This window comes from Acinetobacter sp. NIPH 2100 (genome assembly GCF_000369805.1).
In the GTDB taxonomy this organism is placed as follows: Bacteria; Pseudomonadota; Gammaproteobacteria; order Pseudomonadales; family Moraxellaceae; genus Acinetobacter.
Window position 1 is genome coordinate 3,835,088 of record NZ_KB850224.1, and the last position, 18,212, is coordinate 3,853,299.

18 protein-coding genes are annotated in these 18,212 nt (G+C 40.7%); 12 read left to right on the plus strand and 6 right to left on the minus strand.

What is annotated here, in order from left to right:
* Positions 1 to 13: 13 nt before the first annotated feature.
* Positions 14 to 1,588, minus strand: a complete 1,575-nt coding sequence (gene gshA, locus F887_RS00430) for a glutamate--cysteine ligase (protein ID WP_005297626.1) — start codon at positions 1,586 to 1,588, stop codon at positions 14 to 16.
* Positions 1,589 to 1,856: 268 nt separating this feature from the next.
* Here gshA and F887_RS00425 point away from each other — a divergent pair, with 268 nt between their 5' ends.
* From F887_RS00425 to F887_RS00405, 5 genes are all read left to right on the plus strand, one after another.
* Positions 1,857 to 2,396 (plus strand): DUF924 family protein, encoded by a 540-nt coding sequence (locus F887_RS00425; protein WP_005297628.1) that lies wholly within the window; start codon positions 1,857 to 1,859, stop codon positions 2,394 to 2,396.
* A gap of 36 nt (positions 2,397 to 2,432) precedes the next feature.
* Entirely contained in the window at positions 2,433 to 2,990 is a 558-nt protein-coding gene (locus F887_RS00420) for a CC0125/CC1285 family lipoprotein (protein WP_004776316.1), read from the plus strand.
* Positions 2,991 to 3,007: 17 nt separating this feature from the next.
* Positions 3,008 to 4,315 carry a DUF445 domain-containing protein gene (locus tag F887_RS00415; protein ID WP_005297630.1) on the plus strand — a complete coding sequence of 436 codons (1,308 nt, stop codon included), beginning with the start codon at positions 3,008 to 3,010 and terminating at the stop codon, positions 4,313 to 4,315.
* Between the two features lie 273 nt (positions 4,316 to 4,588).
* Positions 4,589 to 5,743 (plus strand): pyridoxal phosphate-dependent aminotransferase, encoded by a 1,155-nt coding sequence (locus F887_RS00410; RefSeq protein ID WP_005297632.1) that lies wholly within the window; start codon positions 4,589 to 4,591, stop codon positions 5,741 to 5,743.
* A gap of 105 nt (positions 5,744 to 5,848) precedes the next feature.
* Positions 5,849 to 7,216 carry an MATE family efflux transporter gene (locus tag F887_RS00405; protein ID WP_005297634.1) on the plus strand — a complete coding sequence of 456 codons (1,368 nt, stop codon included), beginning with the start codon at positions 5,849 to 5,851 and terminating at the stop codon, positions 7,214 to 7,216.
* A 441-nt stretch (positions 7,217 to 7,657) separates the two neighbouring features.
* On the opposite strand, the gene F887_RS00400 is transcribed toward F887_RS00405, so the two are convergent.
* Entirely contained in the window at positions 7,658 to 8,485 is an 828-nt protein-coding gene (locus F887_RS00400) for an SDR family NAD(P)-dependent oxidoreductase (protein ID WP_005147782.1), read from the minus strand.
* A gap of 299 nt (positions 8,486 to 8,784) precedes the next feature.
* On the opposite strand from F887_RS00400, the gene F887_RS00395 reads away from it, so the two are divergent.
* The 4 genes from F887_RS00395 (at position 8,785) to F887_RS00380 (ending at position 12,363) form a co-directional block, all read left to right on the plus strand.
* Complete coding sequence (locus F887_RS00395; RefSeq protein WP_005297637.1) at positions 8,785 to 9,462, plus strand: TetR/AcrR family transcriptional regulator; 678 nt, start codon at positions 8,785 to 8,787, stop codon at positions 9,460 to 9,462.
* A 251-nt stretch (positions 9,463 to 9,713) separates the two neighbouring features.
* Positions 9,714 to 10,424 carry a phosphate regulon transcriptional regulator PhoB gene (gene phoB, locus F887_RS00390; RefSeq protein WP_005147788.1) on the plus strand — a complete coding sequence of 237 codons (711 nt, stop codon included), beginning with the start codon at positions 9,714 to 9,716 and terminating at the stop codon, positions 10,422 to 10,424.
* 9 nt (positions 10,425 to 10,433) lie between these two features.
* Entirely contained in the window at positions 10,434 to 11,792 is a 1,359-nt protein-coding gene (gene phoR / locus F887_RS00385; protein ID WP_005297639.1) for a phosphate regulon sensor histidine kinase PhoR, read from the plus strand.
* Positions 11,793 to 11,895: 103 nt separating this feature from the next.
* Positions 11,896 to 12,363, plus strand: a complete 468-nt coding sequence (locus F887_RS00380; protein WP_005297641.1) for a DUF2147 domain-containing protein — start codon at positions 11,896 to 11,898, stop codon at positions 12,361 to 12,363.
* A 98-nt stretch (positions 12,364 to 12,461) separates the two neighbouring features.
* Here F887_RS00380 and F887_RS00375 read toward each other — a convergent pair whose 3' ends face one another.
* Positions 12,462 to 12,914, minus strand: a complete 453-nt coding sequence (locus F887_RS00375; RefSeq protein ID WP_005297643.1) for a PACE efflux transporter — start codon at positions 12,912 to 12,914, stop codon at positions 12,462 to 12,464.
* A 94-nt stretch (positions 12,915 to 13,008) separates the two neighbouring features.
* Here F887_RS00375 and F887_RS00370 point away from each other — a divergent pair, with 94 nt between their 5' ends.
* On the plus strand, positions 13,009 to 13,902 hold the full coding sequence (locus F887_RS00370) for a LysR family transcriptional regulator (protein WP_005297645.1): 894 nt from the start codon (positions 13,009 to 13,011) through the stop codon (positions 13,900 to 13,902).
* A 264-nt stretch (positions 13,903 to 14,166) separates the two neighbouring features.
* On the opposite strand, the gene F887_RS18895 is transcribed toward F887_RS00370, so the two are convergent.
* Entirely contained in the window at positions 14,167 to 14,292 is a 126-nt protein-coding gene (locus tag F887_RS18895) for a hypothetical protein (RefSeq protein WP_005297647.1), read from the minus strand.
* Between the two features lie 96 nt (positions 14,293 to 14,388).
* Here F887_RS18895 and F887_RS00365 point away from each other — a divergent pair, with 96 nt between their 5' ends.
* Positions 14,389 to 15,306, plus strand: a complete 918-nt coding sequence (locus F887_RS00365) for a LysR family transcriptional regulator (RefSeq protein WP_005297649.1) — start codon at positions 14,389 to 14,391, stop codon at positions 15,304 to 15,306.
* 237 nt (positions 15,307 to 15,543) lie between these two features.
* Here the strand turns inward: F887_RS00365 and F887_RS00360 are convergent, their stop codons facing one another.
* A complete protein-coding gene (locus F887_RS00360) occupies positions 15,544 to 16,353 on the minus strand; it encodes a PhzF family phenazine biosynthesis protein (protein WP_005297651.1) in 810 nt (269 codons plus the stop codon).
* A gap of 207 nt (positions 16,354 to 16,560) precedes the next feature.
* Between F887_RS00360 and F887_RS18410 the strand changes: the two genes are divergently transcribed.
* Positions 16,561 to 17,166, plus strand: a complete 606-nt coding sequence (locus tag F887_RS18410) for a LysE family translocator (protein ID WP_005297654.1) — start codon at positions 16,561 to 16,563, stop codon at positions 17,164 to 17,166.
* Here the strand turns inward: F887_RS18410 and F887_RS00355 are convergent.
* Positions 17,147 to 18,043: a LysR family transcriptional regulator gene (locus tag F887_RS00355; protein WP_005297656.1), complete on the minus strand. Its 897-nt coding sequence runs from the start codon at positions 18,041 to 18,043 to the stop codon at positions 17,147 to 17,149. The genes F887_RS18410 and F887_RS00355 overlap by 20 nt on opposite strands.
* Positions 18,044 to 18,212 lie beyond the last annotated feature (169 nt).

The window sequence follows — 18,212 nt, forward strand, 5'->3', positions numbered from 1 at the left end:
GTCCTCTAAAATTTTAGCGATATTGTGCAAGATATTGTTCAAAACTCATGTCGTTATCTTGTTCAAGTTGCGCCTGTTTTTGCAACGAAGTTTGCGCCAATTGTGCAAAATATTGTTTACGTTCTTCACTGAGTGGGTGTTGATCATAGTGATCGACATGTTGCTGTGCCATCACACTACCAAAATTCCATGTACCACTGTGCTTTAAAGTATCATCAATCACATGGGCAGACAGGGTGTCTTCCACATGATTTAAACGCTGTTGCATGATTTGAATCGCATCTTGGTATAACTGCGTGCCATCCATTTGATCCAACAACACAGCACAATTCTGAATTGCATCTAAATGACCCTGCGCCCAATCTTGCAGTGATACGGTATTTTGACCTACTGCAATTTTGGCATCTGCCGCACGACCACGATTAACCACTTCCGTTTGGTTATGATCAATCTGCTCTTGTTCTTCTGCAAATAAATCTGGGCTGTCTTTGAGTAAACAGTACAAGGCCAAACTTTCGAGAAAGCCTGCCGAGATTTCATCAATACCGATCGCACTGTATGGATTCACATCGACTGCACGCAACTCTACATAACCCACACCACGATTCTTTAAGGCTTGTGAAGGTGTTTCACCTGCTTGCGGCACCTGTTTTGGGCGAACTAAGCTGTAGTATTCATTTTCAATCTGAAGTACATGATCATTAATCTGAATTGGCTCGCCCTGTTCATCATTCAGGCCTAAATCAGTAAATGCTGCATAAGGTGTGTGTACCGCTTTTTGCAGGCCATCCAAATAATCATGCAAATCGTTGTAATGAATGCCAAGTTCCTTTTGCGCTGAGTTTTGATAACCCAAACGCCCCATACGCAATGCAGTTGCTTCTGGCAGGTATAAGGTCCCTTTAACCAACGGCTGTAAATGATGTTCACGACCTGTTAAAAAACAGCGACATACTGAAGGACTGGCACCCAACATATACATGACTAAAGGAATTAAACGAATAAAGTTTCGGATCAAACCAAAATAACGATGGCTACGATAATCTTGCAAACTGAGCTGTTTTAATTCTTGATTGGTCTCATGTTGCTGTAATGCTGCAAATAATTGGTCAGGGAAAGATAAATTATAATGCACCCCTGAAATAGTCTGCATCCGGCGACCATAACGCACACCCAAACCACGGCGGTAAAGGGTTTTAAAACGACCGATATTGGAGCTACCGTACTGAGCAAGCTTAATATTTTCTTCGTTATCGTCCAGCATACAAGGCATAGACAACGGCCATAGGCGCTCACCCTCTTCCAACTGCTGATGCACGATACTGTGAATATCACTCAATTCATTCAGCGCAGCCGCAATGGTGCTTTGTGGGGTGGTGATAAACTCCATCAACGCTTCAGAATAATCTGTAGTGATATGTGGATGTGTTAACGCTGAACCTAAAGCTTCCGGATGATTTTTTTGTGATAAAAATCCATTACTTTGCATGCGTAAGCTTTCACGCTCGATCCCGCGTAACATCCCCTTTAATAGCGAGGCATCTACCCAAGTTGGTATCACAGAGGAGGTAAGGCTGGGTTGATTCATATTATATGCTCGCTTGTTCAAGATCAGCCGACCAAATTCATGGTAGCGACTCCGTCGATTCTACAGACATGATGACATGCCAATCCCTTCGACTCAGCCAATTATAACGACAATTACGATCTAGTCATCTAGGGTCTGTTCACATTTCATAAATGCCTGTGACAGAAACCCCTGTTTAGTTTGGCAATTTTTATCACAATCTTGTTACATAAGACACGCTGAAATTGTGATTTTATTTAAAAATAAATCTTCCAATGGATACTCGCCCATGCAAGCGCAAGACATTCTTAATTTTTGGTTTGACCCTAATCATCGTTCACTCTGGTTTGCCAAAAGTGATGAATTTGACGCAAAAATTCGTGAATCATTTGCAGATATTCATCATCAGGCAGCCCAAGCAGAGTTATGGTCGTGGCGTCAAACGCCTGAAGGTCGTTTAGCTGAAATTATTGTGCTTGATCAATTCTCTCGAAACTTATACCGAGACCAAGCACAGGCTTTTGCTTACGACAGTCTTGCACTGGCACTTTCACAAGAAGCGATTAGCTTACAGCTCGATGCGCAACTGAGCCCTGAACAGCGCTCATTCTTATATATGCCCTTTATGCACAGCGAATCTAAACAGATACATGAATTTGCACTAAAACTGTTTCAACGTTTGGGCAATGAAATTAACCTAAACTTTGAGAAAAAGCATAAAGTGATTATTGATCGCTTTGGACGTTATCCGCATCGCAACGCAATTTTAGGGCGTAGCTCCACAGCAGATGAACTGGAATTTTTAACACAACCGAATAGTAGTTTTTAAGTCGATCTCCCTCGACACTGAACATAGGAAAAGCATATGAAATCTTTATTAATATGCACACCGCTCCTTGTCGCACTGACATTTGCAGGATGTGCAACGGTTCCGTCCAAACCCAGAACCTTTGACCAACTCGGTCAATTCACCGCTTATCCGTTAAATAACAAAACTTACCGTGTCGGTTTCCAAGCCGATAATAATTTGAGTTATGGTACAGCTGAAGAAATTACTCTACTCAAAGCAGCACAAACAACAGTAAAAAATGGTTTCCGCTATTTTAGTGTGGTGGATGATCCAAGTAATGCCCGTCATAAAGCACCACGTCAGGCTGTGATTTATCCAACACCGTCGTATTACCCTTATGGCTATTACCGTCGTCATCCAGCCTTTTGGCCTGATCCATTCTACGATACCCCACAAGTGGTCAATATTGATCCAATTCAAGTGTCGTATACTATCGAATGTTTCAAGACCCAGCAGCAATCACCAGATGCCTTTGATGCGCAACTGATTTTGCAATCCTTAGGCCCTAAATATGGCCTGAGTCCGACAGGAGAAGTGTTGCAGCCACCTGCACCACCTCAAAACAAAAAGTAAATTAAAAGGATGGCTCAATGAGTTCAGTCGAAGAAATCCACGTCCCAAGCCTACAAAGAAGTAAATACTTCGCCACCATGGCTCTGATTATTGCAGTGGTGTCATGGGTTGCTTTAATGGTCGCGGCACATTTTCTTCCTGAATATAAATGGCTCATCCATATTTTCATGTTAGGCGCAGAAGCAGGTGTGGTCGGTGGTTTAGCCGATTGGTATGCAGTAACCGTATTATTTCGCAATCCTTTCGGCAGAATGCCGTTACCCAAACTATTGCGTGATCACACCGAAATTATCCCTCGCAATAAGGCACGTATTGCCGAATCGATGGGCCGCTTTGTACAGGAAAATTTTTTATCACCACAAGTGGTTGAACGTAGTTTAGAAAATGCCGATATCAGTTTGGCGGTGGGTCAATGGTTGGCCAATCCAAAAAACAATCAACATGTGGTGCAGATGATTCAGCACACCGTGCCAAGAATTTTTGAATTTGTCAGCCAAGATCAAATTGCACACTTTGTTCAAAATAACAGTGTGCAATGGGTCAGAAGTACCAAGGTCAATAAATTGGCCAGTGAAATGCTGCGGGCTGTGCTGGAAAACGATTTCCACCAAGATGTGTTACAACGTGGACTGGATTTAGCGCATGAATGGATGGTGTCTCATCCTGAAGAAGCACGCGATTTATCACGTAAACTGTTTCAAGAGCTTGGTGTCTGGAAACTTGCCAAGGGTGCAAGCTGGATCGGTATCGATGTACAGCAACGTACCATTGACTCCTTGATTGAAAAAGTTGAATCCATGCTGGCCAATCCTGAACATCCGTGGCGTCAAGACATCGAAGCAACTACGCATTCACTGATGCTCCAACTGGCAGAAACCGACAGTGAGGCCAGCCAACGTTTGAATCGTGGCAAAGATGCGTTACTCGATAGCCCGCAAGTGTTGAACTTTATTAGTGGTGCTGTGGCGATTCTATGTGATGCCATCAAGACCGATTTAATGCAGGAAGATTCAGGCATTGCCACAAATTTACAGGCGGCGATACAGCAACTGGGCGAAAGCCTGATTCAAAATGAAAAAGTACGTCATGTATTGAATGAAAAGATGGTCGGCTTAGCAACCAATTTCAGTGAGCAATACAGCGACAAGATTATTCGTTATATCAGTGAACGTATTCATGAATGGGATTCACGTGAAATGATTGCCAAAATTGAGAGCGAAGTCGGCGGTGATTTGCATATGATCCGCGTCAATGGGGTAATTGTCGGTGCATTTATTGGTTTAGCACTGGGTGTAATTCGTGCCATTGTTGAAAATGTTTTGTAATATAGAATCAATCTTGAGTACAAGCACATGCTATCCATAAGATACGCGGGAAAAGTCATTCGCAACCTGCGTGATTTCAATTAAGTGCTGTTTCTGCGATGCAATAAAACCAACGCAAGAAGTGAACAGGTTTTGCGAATGACAATGCTTTTGGTTACTTTGGGCGAAACCAAAGTAACTCCAGCTGAAGGCTTATCCTGAAGTTAGGTGAGCACTCGGCAAGACACCGTAAAAATACATAATCCATTAAAATTCAATTAGGTTATTTCAGTCATGTTGCAACTTCAGTCAAAACTCCCAAGCCAAGGCGTTACCATCTTTAGCGTGATGACTGAACTTGCACAACGACTAAATGCCCTAAACCTATCCCAAGGCTTCCCCGATTTCCCAGCCCCACCTGCGCTACTGGAAGCCCTCAGTCAAGCCACACTGTCAGGTTATAACCAATATCCTGCTGGCGATGGTGTACTGGCATTAAGACAGCAACTGGCCGCACAATTTTTACAACGCGACCAGCTACAACTTGATCCTAGCACCGAAATCACCATTACCCCTGGTGCAACCATTGCGATTTTCTGTGCGATTCAAGCCTGTATTCATGCAGATGATGAAGTGATTATCTTTGACCCAAGCTATGACAGCTATGCACCTGCGGTACAGCTGGCAGGTGGGAAATCAGTTCATATCCATTTAGAAGCACCTAGCTTTCAGGTGAATTGGCAAAAGCTAAAAGACAGCATCAATGCGAAAACCCGCATGATTATTGTCAACACGCCACACAATCCTACAGGTGCCATTTGGTCAGAACAGGACTGGCGCCAACTGATTGAACTCATTCAAGATAAAAATATTGTCGTGTTGTCCGATGAAGTCTATGAACATCTGATCTTTGATGGACAAAAACACTATAGCGCGCTGCAATTCCCTGAATTACGTGAACGCAGTTTTGTGATTGGTTCTTTCGGCAAAACTTACCATGTCACAGGCTGGAAAACTGGCTATTGTGTTGCCTCACCGCAACTCATGCGTCTATTCCGTCAGATTTATCAATTTGCCAATTTCTGTGGTACCACACCTTGTCAAATTGCACTTGCCAATTATATGCAGCAGCATCCTGAACATATTCAGGAACTACCAAACTTTTACCAAGCAAAACGTGACTTATTCAATGCCCAGATTCAAAACTCACGTTTTAACTTTATCCCCTCCCAAGGTACCTATTTCCAAAATCTGGATTACAGCAACATTCGTCCCGATTTGAATGATATCGACATGTGCCAATTCCTGGCTGAACAACACAAAATCGTAGCGATTCCAATTTCAGTGTTTTATCAACAAGCACCTGAGTCCTTACGATTGATTCGATTCTGCTTTGCCAAGACTGATCAAACATTGCAACGTGCAGGTGAAATCCTCGTACAGTGTTGATCAACAAAAATAAACTGAACAATCATGACTTCAACACAACCGATACCGATAATGGTATGTTGAAGAAAACATAGACGTTTCAGGATGAAGCGTGAAGGAAATTGAATGACACCACGCCAACCTTTGGTGATGCAACCAAATCTCTGGAAAACCTTTTTTGTTTTTCTTGTTCCATTGATCGCAACCAATATTTTACAAAACCTGTCGGGCACCATTAATACTATCTTTGTCGGTCAAATGATGGGTGTCGATGCGATTGCTGCCGTTTCAGTATTCTTTCCCATCCTATTCTTTTTACTGGCCTTTGTGATTGGAATTTCTGCCGGCTCCACGGTGCTGATTGGGCAGGCATGGGGTGCGCAAAATCTGGAAAAAGTCCGTGCTGTCATTGGTTCTACCGTATTTATGACCTTGATTGGCGGCAGCATTATTGCGGTATTGGGTTTGACCTTTGCCAAACATATTCTGGAATTGCTGGGTACAGACCCTAAAGTGATGCATCTGTCTTTGCCTTATGTGCAATGGATGCTGGTCGGTAGCCCCTTGCTATTCGTTTATATTATTTATACCTCGATCTTGCGTGGTGTTGGCGATAGTGTGACACCGTTGATTGCGCTAAGCCTTACCAGCTTGATCGGTCTAGGCGTGACACCCGTGTTACTGAAAGGCTATTTTGGTTTTCCTGCTTTAGGCATTGTGGCGCCTGCGATTGCAACTATTCTCGGTTATGCCGCTGTGCTGATTTTCTTAGCGATTTATCTGAACTATAAAAATCATCCGCTGAAAATTGACCGTCTATTGCTGCAACATGTTCGCCATGATGCAGAGCTCAGTAAATTAATTTTAAAACTCGGGATTCCGACTGGTATTCAGATGGTCACTACGTCATTGGCAGGTCTGGTGATTATCGGCTTGATTAACCATTATGGGGCGCATGCCACCGCAGCCTATGGTGCAGTCAATCAAGTGCTGAACTATATTCAGTTTCCAGCGCTGTCAATTTCGATTGCCGCTTCTATTTTTGCAGCACAAGCCATTGGCGCGGGTAAGCCTGAGTTATTGGCGAAAGTAACACGTACTGCTTTGGGCATGAATTTCTTATTTACAGGTAGCTTGATTACCTTAGCTTATTTGTTCTCAAAATATCTCATGGCATTGTTTATTACCGATCACAGTGTAATTGAATTGGGCCAACAACTGTTATTTATCGTGCTATGGTCGATTTTATTCTTTGGGGCAAGCGCCATTTTTGCATCAATCATGCGAGCCAGTGGTGCGGTCAATATTCCCATGATGATCAATATTTTGACCATTCTTCTGATCGAAGTCCCTTGCGCCTACTGGTTTAGCTCACTTTGGGGCTTAACAGGCATCTGGATTGCTTACGCACTTTCCTTTGTGAGTCTATGTATCTTCCAAGCGTTTTATTATCAGTTCTTCTGGAAAAAAACCAAGATCAAAGTCCTTATTTAACCTGAGTTCGAGGCTGAATATGGTACTTGGAAACGTCATCTACAACCTGAGCAAGCCAAAGCGACTAAAGCTTTGGTGAAGCGCAAGATAAACACAGTGCGTAGTTTGTTATTCAAGCATAGCTTTCACCTTGCGGTACAGCAAAGATTATTAATCTTCGCTATTCGTCCCTCAGGTTTTGCCCTTACGGAGCATTCGCTCCTCATGCCAAAACAAAAGTAGGGCGAGCCTGAACGAAGTTGAAATATATTTCAGCTGAAGTGCAAGACGTAGTGGCTGATCCTAAAATTGGGTGAGAACATGGTAAGATTCCACCAAGCTAATTATTTTCAATAGCTTAGAGGGTAGTCAAACCGAACTCAGAGTATTTAATATCTGCTTGTTCTGACGCAAATAAAAAAGCCATTCTCAATCGAATGGCTTTTTTATGGTTATTAGGTCTTACATCATTTTTGTTGCAAGCGCTGCAATACGTTGATAACCCGTTGGGAATAAACGCTGGAACGAATCCACAATGCGCGCATCGGTACCGATCAATAAACGGCGTTTATCTTTCAAGACTGCATTTAAAATCTGACGTGCTGCTTCTTCTGGTGGCGTACGCAAGAATTTATCGAATTGCTTGATCGATTTGTTTGGATCCATTCCCAAGCTCTTCAAGCTGTCATTCATTTTTGCTGCTTTGGCGATATTGGTACGAATCCCGCCTGGGTGTACACAGAGTGAGCTTACACCGCCCTTCTCAATATCCAACTCTTGACGCAATGATTCAGTAAAACCACGTACCGCAAATTTGGTTGCGTTATACGCGGATTGTGTTGGTTGTGACGTTAAACCAAAAATACTGGAGATGTTGATGATATGACCATCTTTGGTTTGTTTGATAAATGGCAGGAATTCTTTGGTGCCATACACCACACCCCAGAAGTTAATTCCAACGATCCACTCTAAATCTTCGTAGCTTGCACCTTCAACAGTTGAACCTAAGGCTACACCTGCATTGTTGAAGATCAAATTGACTGAACCATGATCTTGTACCGTCTCCTGCGCCCACTGTTTCACCGCATCACGGTTTGAAACATCAAGTACTTTGGTGGTTACTGTGACTGGATACTGCTTCACTAATTCAACGGTTTGGTTCAAGCCTTTTTCATTGATATCACTCAATGACAAATGACAGCCTTGCTTAGCCAATAAAACAGCTAATTGTTGTCCAATCCCAGAACCTGCGCCGGTGATCGCTGCGACTTTATTTTTAAAATTTTTCATTGCCTATCCTTTGTATTACGAATGATCTGCACAGATTCGCCCCAATCATGTGCTGCTTAACCTGTAACCAATATAATTTTGACAATACAGGTTGTCAATATAGTACACTGGTAATTTAAGACAAATGGCAATAACCAACATCCGACATGTCATAATAGGCCTATTTACATTTATGACCGAAGATGTTTAAAAGAGACAAGGCATATTTTCAAAATATGGTTATGCTAAGTCAGTACAACATGGTTGAAATGCAAAGATTAAGCACACGATTTAAAGACTTTTAGGGAACGGTTTTCTCAATGGCAACTCAAGATCAAGCACCACAGAAGAAAAAGAAGACTGAAGTGAAAGAGCGACAGTTCAAAGGCCTCTCTTTGACTGAGCGTAAAGAAGCACGTCGTGAGAAATTGATTGAAGCAGGTATTGCAACCTATGGCACGCATGGCTTTTTCTCTGTGACGGTGAAAGACGTCTGTAATGAAGCCAAGCTGACTGAACGCTACTTTTATGAATCTTTTAAGAAAAGTGAGGAATTATTCCAAACGGTATTCTTAAAAATGATTGAAAAAATGCAAACCTGCTTAACCCAAGCCGTTCTGATGGCCGCGCCTGAACCCAAAAATATGGTGACCGCAGGTTTGTCGGCTTTGTTGAGTGCAATTAAAGACGATCCACGTATGGCGCGAATTATTTATATCGATGCGATGCTGGTTCAAGACCTGCATAATCAAGCCACCATTCAAGAAACCTTGACCCAATTTGATCGTATTATTCAAGGTTTCGTAATGATCACCATGCCCAATGCGCCACAAAGTACAGAAGAAGTTTCCCTCATGGCGACAGGCTTAAATGGCTATGTGACACATATTATTATCCGTTGGGTCTCAGAAGGCTTCAAACAGCCCTTAGAAGATGTTTTATCCGCCTGCTGTGCCGTCTTTTTGTCATTTATCCAAACGACATCGCAAAAAAATTAAAATCGTTTTACAGTTTTGTGACAAACAAAGCTGTTAAACTACAGTTCAGTTAAGCAAATGAATTCATTTGCTTTCTTGATAAAAAATTTGTCATCATTTGGTCACTGCACTGCCCCACAATTGTCACAATTTATTGCTAAATTCGACTTTATTAACTCTTTTGCAATGATATTGTCATAATTAATCTTTGTAATAAGCCTGTCATAACAACAAAACGGTTAAACCGTTACGGAATTTAAGGGTATTGCGCTGTGAAAGATGACTATATTTTAATTGTTGATGATGAGCTACCGATCCGCGAAATGATCCATACCTCTTTGGATATGGCAGGCTTCCAATGTTTACAAGCAGAGGATGCCAAACAAGCGCATCAGATTATTGTCGACCAGCGTCCTGCTCTTATTTTGCTGGATTGGATGCTTCCAGGTGGTGTGAGTGGTGTAGACTTATGCCGTCGCCTCAAACGTGATGAAAACTTGGCAGAAATTCCTGTCATTATGCTGACAGCCCGTGGCGAAGAAGACCATAAAGTACAAGGTCTTGATGCGGGTGCAGATGATTACATGACCAAGCCATTTTCAACCCGTGAACTGGTGTCTCGTATCAAAGCCGTTTTACGTCGTGCCAACGCACTTAGCGGTGAAAAAGTGATTGATGCCAATGGTTTAATGCTTGATCCTGTCAGTCAGCGTGTCAGCTTTGGCAACAGTATTTTAGAGATGGGTCCAACTGAATATCGTTTACTGGCCTTCTTTATGACTCACCCGGAACGTGCCTATACACGTGCTCAATTACTGGACCAAGTATGGGGTGGTAATGTCTATATCGAAGACCGTACCATTGACGTACACATCCGTCGTTTACGCAAAGTGTTAGAGCCGTTTGGTGTCGATCGTTTTGTACAAACCGTTCGTGGCACAGGTTATCGTTTCTCGACACGAGCAGATTTAGCAGTAGGTTAAAAATTCTTTATGTATGAACCTTATCCCGTCCCTGAACTGGCACGTGAACACCAACGTTTTCGCTACAGCAGTTTATGGACCTTTGCAAAACAAGATTTAAGACTGTTACTTTTTTTCTTATTGATTGCGAGCTTAGTCGGATTTGGGGTTGGATACTTCTGGAGCTGTATATTTATTGCCTTTGTGCTGTTTTTCTTACTACAGCTCCGCTCGCTTTATCTGGTCAACGAATGGATTTCAAATCGCCCTTATGATGTCCCACCGAATTTAAACGGGATTTGGGGCGCGTTGCTGTTCAATGTCTACCGTGCGCAACGTCAGGAACGTATTGTTCAGGCCGAAATGGTTGGCTTGATTGACCGTGCACAATCCTCTTTAGTGGCGCTGGCGGAAGCCGTTGTTTTAATTGATGATCAACATCAAATCGAATGGTGGAATCCTGCAGCCGAGAAACTATTAGGCATAAGCCCCTTGGATCGTGGTCGCAATTTACTGTCGATTTTGCGCCAGCCCAGTTTTATCGAATATTTTAACCATAGCGATCAATCGCCAGATGGCATCCGTCTACAAGCCCAGATGGATGAAGAACGTTATGTACAAGTCAAACTTACCCGTTTTGGTGGTGAAAGCCGTTTGCTCGTAGCCTATGACACCACTCGCGTACATAACCTCGAACAAATGCGTAAAGACTTTGTCGATAATATTTCCCATGAGCTACGCACCCCACTGACCGTACTCAGCGGCTATATCGAAACTTTCATTGATCAAGATGATATTACCCCGCGCTGGAAGCGTGCATTCACGCAAATGCAGTCACAAACCAAGCGTATGAATGCTTTGGTCAACGATCTATTGTTATTGTCCAATTTAGAAAATAATAAAAAAGTCGCTAAAAATCAGATCATTGACATGGCAAATCTGATGAATCAAATCTTTGACGATGCGCGAGCCTACAATCTGGATTATGGTCATACTTTAAACTTGGATATTGATAGTCATTGCGACCTGATTGGTTCCGACATCGAAATTGCCAGCGCATTCAGCAACTTAATTACCAATGCAATTAAGTACACCCCTGCTGGTGGCATCATTACCATTGGCTGGCATGAAGATGGTGACCATGCTTACTTTACCGTACAGGACAATGGTATCGGGATTAATCCAAAACATTTACCACGCTTAACCGAGCGTTTCTACCGTGTCGATAGCGCACGTAGCCGTCAAACTGGCGGTACAGGACTAGGACTGGCCATTGTGAAGCATGTACTCATGCAACACGGCGCACATTTGGAAATCACCTCTAAAGAAAATGAAGGCTCGACCTTCACCGCAGTATTCCCAAAAGAACGCTTATATCGCATGATTTAAAAAAGATAGGGAACTGCCAAGTTCCCTAAAATATGATGTGATTATTCCACTAAAACAATAAAATAAGCTGTTGTTTAATTTCCATATTTTTGATGTACCTCTCATGACTCATACACCTTTTTTCCGCGCTTGCGTCCTATTACTTGGACTGAGCGCGCCTTTGGCTATTCACGCTGCACCGACTGATCCTCTGATTGGTACATGGAAAGTGGTGGATGAACGCACTGGCACTTATCTCTCTGATATTGTGATTCGAAGACATTCTGCGACCGAACAATACAGTGCAGTGATTGTTAAAATGTATCCTTCAGCGAAGGAGGCCGCCCCGACCGTATGTACTGCATGCTCAGGGACGTTAAAGAATCAACCCATTATCGGAATGGAAGTATTAACAGGTCTGAAAATGCTGAGCCAAAATGAAGAATTTGGGCAAGGTGTATGGATCAATCCCTATGATGGCTATAAGTACAGCTTGAATGCGCGCTTAAGTAAGACTGGCAAAATGCTCAGCATTAATGCAAAAAATCCAAGTAATAATAGCTTTCGTAATATGACCTGGATTCGACTTTAAATAGGTCGATTTCATTGATAAAAATAAATTAAAAATCACATAAAAAAGAGTGTATCCACATACACTCTTTTTTATCAATTCAATCAAGCTATCCGCTATCAAACACTGTTTTTAGCATTCAGCGCTGTTGGTTCAAGCAAATGGCTCGGCAAACCAAAAATATGATCGAAAAAATAATTATAAACAAAGGTATAACATGGGATCAGCACCATCAAACTGAAATCGAGTAAGAAGGCTTTAAGCAAACTAATCTGCATCCACCATGCAATCAAGGGAATCAAAATCGTCACCAAAACAATTTGAAAACCAATAGCATGCGCTACACGTCTGAGTACAGTTCGTTTTTTGGAAACTTGGGTTTTTTCCCACATTTCGAATGCATAGTTATAAAAGAAATTTACAGTGACTGCGATGACTGCAATCAAAATCGATAAAGGTCCTGTATGGCTAATGGTTGTACCCGAAAGTACAGCTAAAACCATCGCACAGATAAAAAAGCTTAAAACTTCATAGAAAAATACATACGTGACTCTTCTCTTGGTTCCTTGCATAACCACACCTTAAAATCAATAATGAGTGGATTTTACGCTCAAATTTTGATAAAAAAAGTCAATCGTCATCAGATTTACTGACAAGGGATTTCCCATGAAACTCAGTAGTGAACAGTTAGAACTGATTCTTGAAATTATTGATCGTGGTAATTTTTCTGCGGCAGCACGTGCCTTAAATCGAGTGCCTTCAGCCGTGAGTATGGCGATAGCAAACTTAGAAGCAGAATTGAATTTAAAATTATTTGAACGCAGCAAAAATCACCTCGCCCCAACCGAGGTTGCACTCTCGATCGAACCGCATGCTCGACTGATCGTAACGAAACTGCGTCAACTCGAAATGCATCTGACCGAGCTTTCAACAGGATTGGAGACCAGTCTCTCGATTGGTATCGCTGCCGATGTGAACCAGAAATTTCTATTAGCGGGCATTGAACAGTTAATTCAGCATTATCCACTACTCAATATTGAGATGGTCAGCGCCCCACAACAAGAACTCAAAATACGCTTGCACAATAACGAAATCGATCTGTATATCGCCTATAGCTCATCGCAACTGGATAGCAATGAACGCTTCCGCTTACTGCGGATGGAGCAATTTGTTGCAGCCGTTTCCCCCAAAGATGCACTGCAACTTCATGCGCATAATAAAAATGAACTCACCATGCTGTCTGAACTCAGACAAATTATTGTGGCCAGTAAGCATTATCCACTGCCTGACAGTCGGGTACTGGTGTCGGATTCCTGTTGGTATAGCGATAGTTTATCGATGGCGATTGATATGGTTGAGCAAGGGTTAGGCTGGGGTAATTTTCCCCTTTCCGTTGTACAAGAACATTTTGCTAAACAACGGCTGGTACGCTTAGCTTTTCTCGATACCACCAACGGACTGGATATGCCGATTCATGCCATTTGGCCGAGCTATAAACCATTGAGCAAATCAATGCAGTTGTTGATTGAATTGTGGCAAAAGCAAATCGACAGCAAATAAAAAAGCCCGACATCCAAGTCGGGCTTTTTCGTATTCCTTTCACTAGGTACAACTCCTGTCGTACCTCACGTCCTGATGCGCAAACTTATCATTCTTGTTTTATGTTTTGGAACTTCCTGTTCCTGATGAGTTCATATTAGGCAATTCCACTGGGTCTGAAAATGGGACATTGCCTCTAATCGGTGTAAGAAAAAGCGTACATCGCTGAGCTTTATCACCCTTTAAAAAGTAAGTGATTATATGGAACTGGGTACGAAAAACTTATCAATCTCCCAATAAATCAATAGTCTGCTCTTTCATCATCACACCCATATACTGATCATAGCTTTGTGCCAGTAGACAAATCACTACAGCAGCAATCAAGGTCAAAATCTTGTTTTTCATTGTCATGTTCAGCTACCTAAATCAAGGATCTATAAAAAAGGTATAAGATTTCTTCCATCTAATCTAATATAGAAAAAACAAGTACTGATCTAATTTTGAGATATGTGGACATTCAAACAATTCAATTATCTAATCACGATTGTAGAAACTGGAGGCTTTATTGCCGCTTCAGAAAAGCTGTTTATTGCCCAATCAGCACTCAGCAGACAAATTAAAAATTTAGAAGAAGAAATAGGTTTTGAAATTTTTGATCGTTCAGAGAAGAAAATTAGACTAACACCTGCAGGTGAAGCACTGTATAAAAGTTTAAAAACCAATATTGATCATTTAAAAAGTTCCATTGTCAGTGCCCAAAGTATTAGTCGGGGTGAAGGTCGGATTATTAAGATTGCCCATTCCAGCAGTATTGTACTTGATCAAAACAAACTCGAAATCTTTGAACAGTTATGTGATAGCCATACCATTGATATTGAAATGAATACCTTATCATCTGAGTTACAACTCGAATATTTATTGAATGGCACGATTGATCTGGGCTTTATCCGACCACCGATTTATCACAACTTAAATGACGTGAATGCCATCAGTTTATATACCACCCCTTTATATGTTGCTGCACATATTTCAGACCCATTTTTAAGTGAAAAGGAAAGTATATCGATTCGTGACTTGGAGTCATTAAATTTTGTTTCGGTACCCCATAAAGCACGTGGTGGCTTAAGCTATTTGGCAGCCAATTTATGTTTGGTCAACGGCTTTAGTCCAAAAAGAACCAGAATCTATTCAAGAAAAAGATCTCAACTTGAACTGGTTGCCAATGGTTTCGGAATTTGTATCGTGCCTGAAGAGTTTAAAGTCATTCTCCCCAGTAATGTCCGACTCATTCCTCTTCAAGATGAAAATACACTCAGCGAAGTGAAACTCATCTGGAAAAAGGATGATGACCCCATTATCAACAGCTGTGCAGACGCTATTCATGCCTATTACAGTGCCAAGCAGATGAACTTAAGAAATTACTGAGTTTTAGCTCAAATGAAAAAAGCCCGACATCCAAGTCGGGCTTTTTCGTATTCCTTTCACTAGATACAACTCCTGTCATATCTCACATCCTGATGCCTAAACTTATCATTTTTGTTTTATGTTTTGGAACTTCCTGTTCCTGATGAGCTCATATTAGGCAATTCCAATGAGCCTGAAAATGGGACATTGCCCCTAATCGATGTAAGCAAAAACGTACATGGTTTTTTAGTTTATAAGTTAAATGAAAATTTCACCTTCTAGATATAAGCGGCACTCGCCTGAGATTTCAATTCTGTCATCTTCAAGTAATTTGCAATAAAGCACACCACCTCGTTTTGAGGCCTGATAAGCAACGATATTTTCTTTTTTAAGTCGAGGGTGCCAAAGTGGTATTAATGAGGTGTGCAGCGAACCTGTCACAGGATCTTCATCTATTCCCATTGAAGGCGTAAAGTAGCGAGAAATGATATCGAACTCGCTCATTCTTTCATCTGTGGCATCATTTAAACTAGTAATTGCGACACGTCGTCCACCGAGTTTTTTAATCAAATCAAAGTTCGGTTGCTCATCTAAAACTGCCGCTGTATTGGGATAGATCACAATATAAGCCTGTGGATTGATATATACCTCAGTAACTTCTTGAGACAAGCTCTCTTTTAATGCTTGAGGAATCACCTCTAATCGATGAGGAATCTGTACAGGAAAATTCATTTTAATCCTGCCTTTTTCACTGCGACTAATAAAAAACTCACCCAAGTTCGCCACTTGGAAAACTAACGATTCAATTTCAGGTTGATTTTTAAAAATAATAAAACTGGTCGCTAGCGTGCCGTAGCCACAAAACTGTACTTCTTTGACAGGTGAAAACCATTTAATTTCATAATTTTGATCATCAATTTTTCTTGCAAAACTGGTCTCAGACAAATTATTTTCTAATGCAATATTCTGCATTACACGCTCATCTAACCACTGCTCTAACAACACAACCGCAGCTGGGTTTCCTTTAAAGAGTTGATCACTAAATGCATCGACTTTGTAAATTTTCATTTTCTGTTACGACTATAATTTTTCAATACGATACTCAATCAACAAAACTCATAATGTAAATTTTTGATAAATAAAATGCATTCCTTGCTATCCTTTTAGCTTTAATCCCTAAAAAATCAAAATCTGCTTTTGATAGAACCTAGCTAATCTTATTTAAACTACACTGTATTATCTTATTTTAAGATTAATTTCAAAAAGACCAAAATAATGCAACTCTCTATTATTTTAAGTATGTTTATTTTCTCATTCAGCATGTCCATTTCCCCTGGGCCAATCAACATCACCATTCTCTCATCAAGTTTAATTCATGGTTTTAGAAAAACATTTCCCTTTATCTCAGGAGCAACAATTGGCTTTACACTGTTATTAATATTATTAGGTTTTGGTTTTAACCAAATAATTAGTCACTATCCTTTTTTCTTCACATCAATCGAATGTATCGGCATTTTATTTATTTTCTATATTGGTCAAAAGATTATCTTTTCAACACCAAGAGTTGATATCTCAAACAATATTTCTCTTACTAACTTTATGGATGGATTTCTCTTACAATGGCTTAATCCCAAAGCATGGATTGCCTGTCTCTCTGGTATCTCTTTATTTTCTTCACCCCTAAGTTATCATCCATTGCTGCTATTTATTGTGATTTACTTTATCACTTGCTACATCTGTTTAATTCTGTGGGGGATTTCTGGACAGACATTAGCCAAAGTATTAACTCACCCACGTCAGATAAAAGTCATGAATACTGTAATGGGAGGATCTTTAATTATGTTATCGATCTATATGCTGATTAAACGATTTTGGGGTTAAAGGATTCATATATTTTTTCAATTAGGTCATGCGCAATACCATTGATTGGAATATTGGCAGGCCAAACCGCATATACACTCAAAGGTTCAAGTTTCCACTCTGGTAAAACTTCCACAATATTCTGTTGCTCAATATCTTCTTGCATTAAATAATCAGGAGGTGCAGCCAATCCTGAACCCAATTTTACCAGTTGATAAGATGCTTCAACATTATTCACATAGATATATGGCTGATAAGAAATCTCCACTTCTTCTTTTGTTCCGACATGCCTTAAAATCCGATTGTTTTTTCTCATACTCAATCCTATCCACTTCATATCCACCAAATCTTTCGGATGAGTAATTGTTTGATATTGGCTTAAAAAATAGGGTGTTGCAACGATACTTCGAGCGAGAGAAAATAGATAGCGGGCTTTAAAAGAACTATCTGAAAGCTCGCCAATTCGAAAAGCAATATCGACATTTTCAGCAATGAGATCTGTCCGGCTATCATCGCAAGTAATATGTAAAGTCAGATCTGTATATTGATCACAGAATGCCGTGATACATTGCATAAACTCTCCATGAATAAAGACCGCAGGGATCGAGATATGAAGCTGTGTTTTTTTAATAATAGAACGTTGCTTAAAATCTAAAATTCCTGATTCATACGTTACTAACATGGCCTGAGCCGTATCTAGAAGCTTCTGACCATCGTATGTTAAGGTCATTTTCCTTGTATTTCTATAAAATAAAGCACACTCTAAATTTTTTTCTAGTTTAGTTAGATGTAAACTCACAGTCGCAACAGATAATCCTAAGGCTTTAGCGCCTTTAGAAATTGATCCAAACTCAGCAATTTTCGCAAAAATAATTAAATATCTTATATCTTCAATCATATTTTTTGATCTATAAAAGAGAAATTCATAAACAAGGATCGAAGTTAATCGGAAATTACCACATTACTTTTATAACGTAGATAAAAATTTAAACTTGATAATGCGCCAGCAAAAACACAATACATCATAAAAATAGTTATATTGATCAGTGGTCGATCTAAAAAGTAAT

What these genes read in the sequence shown, in the direction of transcription:
- F887_RS00405 (WP_005297634.1), top strand. Translation starts at nt 5,849, where the DNA reads ATGACACCACGCCAACCTTTGGTGATGCAACCAAATCTCTGGAAAACC.
- F887_RS00365 (WP_005297649.1), top strand. Translation starts at nt 14,389, where the DNA reads ATGTGGACATTCAAACAATTCAATTATCTAATCACGATTGTAGAAACT.
- gshA (WP_005297626.1), bottom strand. Translation starts at nt 1,588, where the DNA reads ATGAATCAACCCAGCCTTACCTCCTCTGTGATACCAACTTGGGTAGAT.
- F887_RS00420 (WP_004776316.1), top strand. Translation starts at nt 2,433, where the DNA reads ATGAAATCTTTATTAATATGCACACCGCTCCTTGTCGCACTGACATTT.
- F887_RS00360 (WP_005297651.1), bottom strand. Translation starts at nt 16,353, where the DNA reads ATGAAAATTTACAAAGTCGATGCATTTAGTGATCAACTCTTTAAAGGA.
- F887_RS00375 (WP_005297643.1), bottom strand. Translation starts at nt 12,914, where the DNA reads ATGCAAGGAACCAAGAGAAGAGTCACGTATGTATTTTTCTATGAAGTT.
- F887_RS00370 (WP_005297645.1), top strand. Translation starts at nt 13,009, where the DNA reads ATGAAACTCAGTAGTGAACAGTTAGAACTGATTCTTGAAATTATTGAT.
- F887_RS00400 (WP_005147782.1), bottom strand. Translation starts at nt 8,485, where the DNA reads ATGAAAAATTTTAAAAATAAAGTCGCAGCGATCACCGGCGCAGGTTCT.
- F887_RS00415 (WP_005297630.1), top strand. Translation starts at nt 3,008, where the DNA reads ATGAGTTCAGTCGAAGAAATCCACGTCCCAAGCCTACAAAGAAGTAAA.
- phoR (WP_005297639.1), top strand. Translation starts at nt 10,434, where the DNA reads ATGTATGAACCTTATCCCGTCCCTGAACTGGCACGTGAACACCAACGT.
- F887_RS00395 (WP_005297637.1), top strand. Translation starts at nt 8,785, where the DNA reads ATGGCAACTCAAGATCAAGCACCACAGAAGAAAAAGAAGACTGAAGTG.
- F887_RS00355 (WP_005297656.1), bottom strand. Translation starts at nt 18,043, where the DNA reads ATGATTGAAGATATAAGATATTTAATTATTTTTGCGAAAATTGCTGAG.
- F887_RS00380 (WP_005297641.1), top strand. Translation starts at nt 11,896, where the DNA reads ATGACTCATACACCTTTTTTCCGCGCTTGCGTCCTATTACTTGGACTG.
- F887_RS00425 (WP_005297628.1), top strand. Translation starts at nt 1,857, where the DNA reads ATGCAAGCGCAAGACATTCTTAATTTTTGGTTTGACCCTAATCATCGT.
- F887_RS18410 (WP_005297654.1), top strand. Translation starts at nt 16,561, where the DNA reads ATGCAACTCTCTATTATTTTAAGTATGTTTATTTTCTCATTCAGCATG.
- F887_RS18895 (WP_005297647.1), bottom strand. Translation starts at nt 14,292, where the DNA reads ATGACAATGAAAAACAAGATTTTGACCTTGATTGCTGCTGTAGTGATT.
- F887_RS00410 (WP_005297632.1), top strand. Translation starts at nt 4,589, where the DNA reads ATGTTGCAACTTCAGTCAAAACTCCCAAGCCAAGGCGTTACCATCTTT.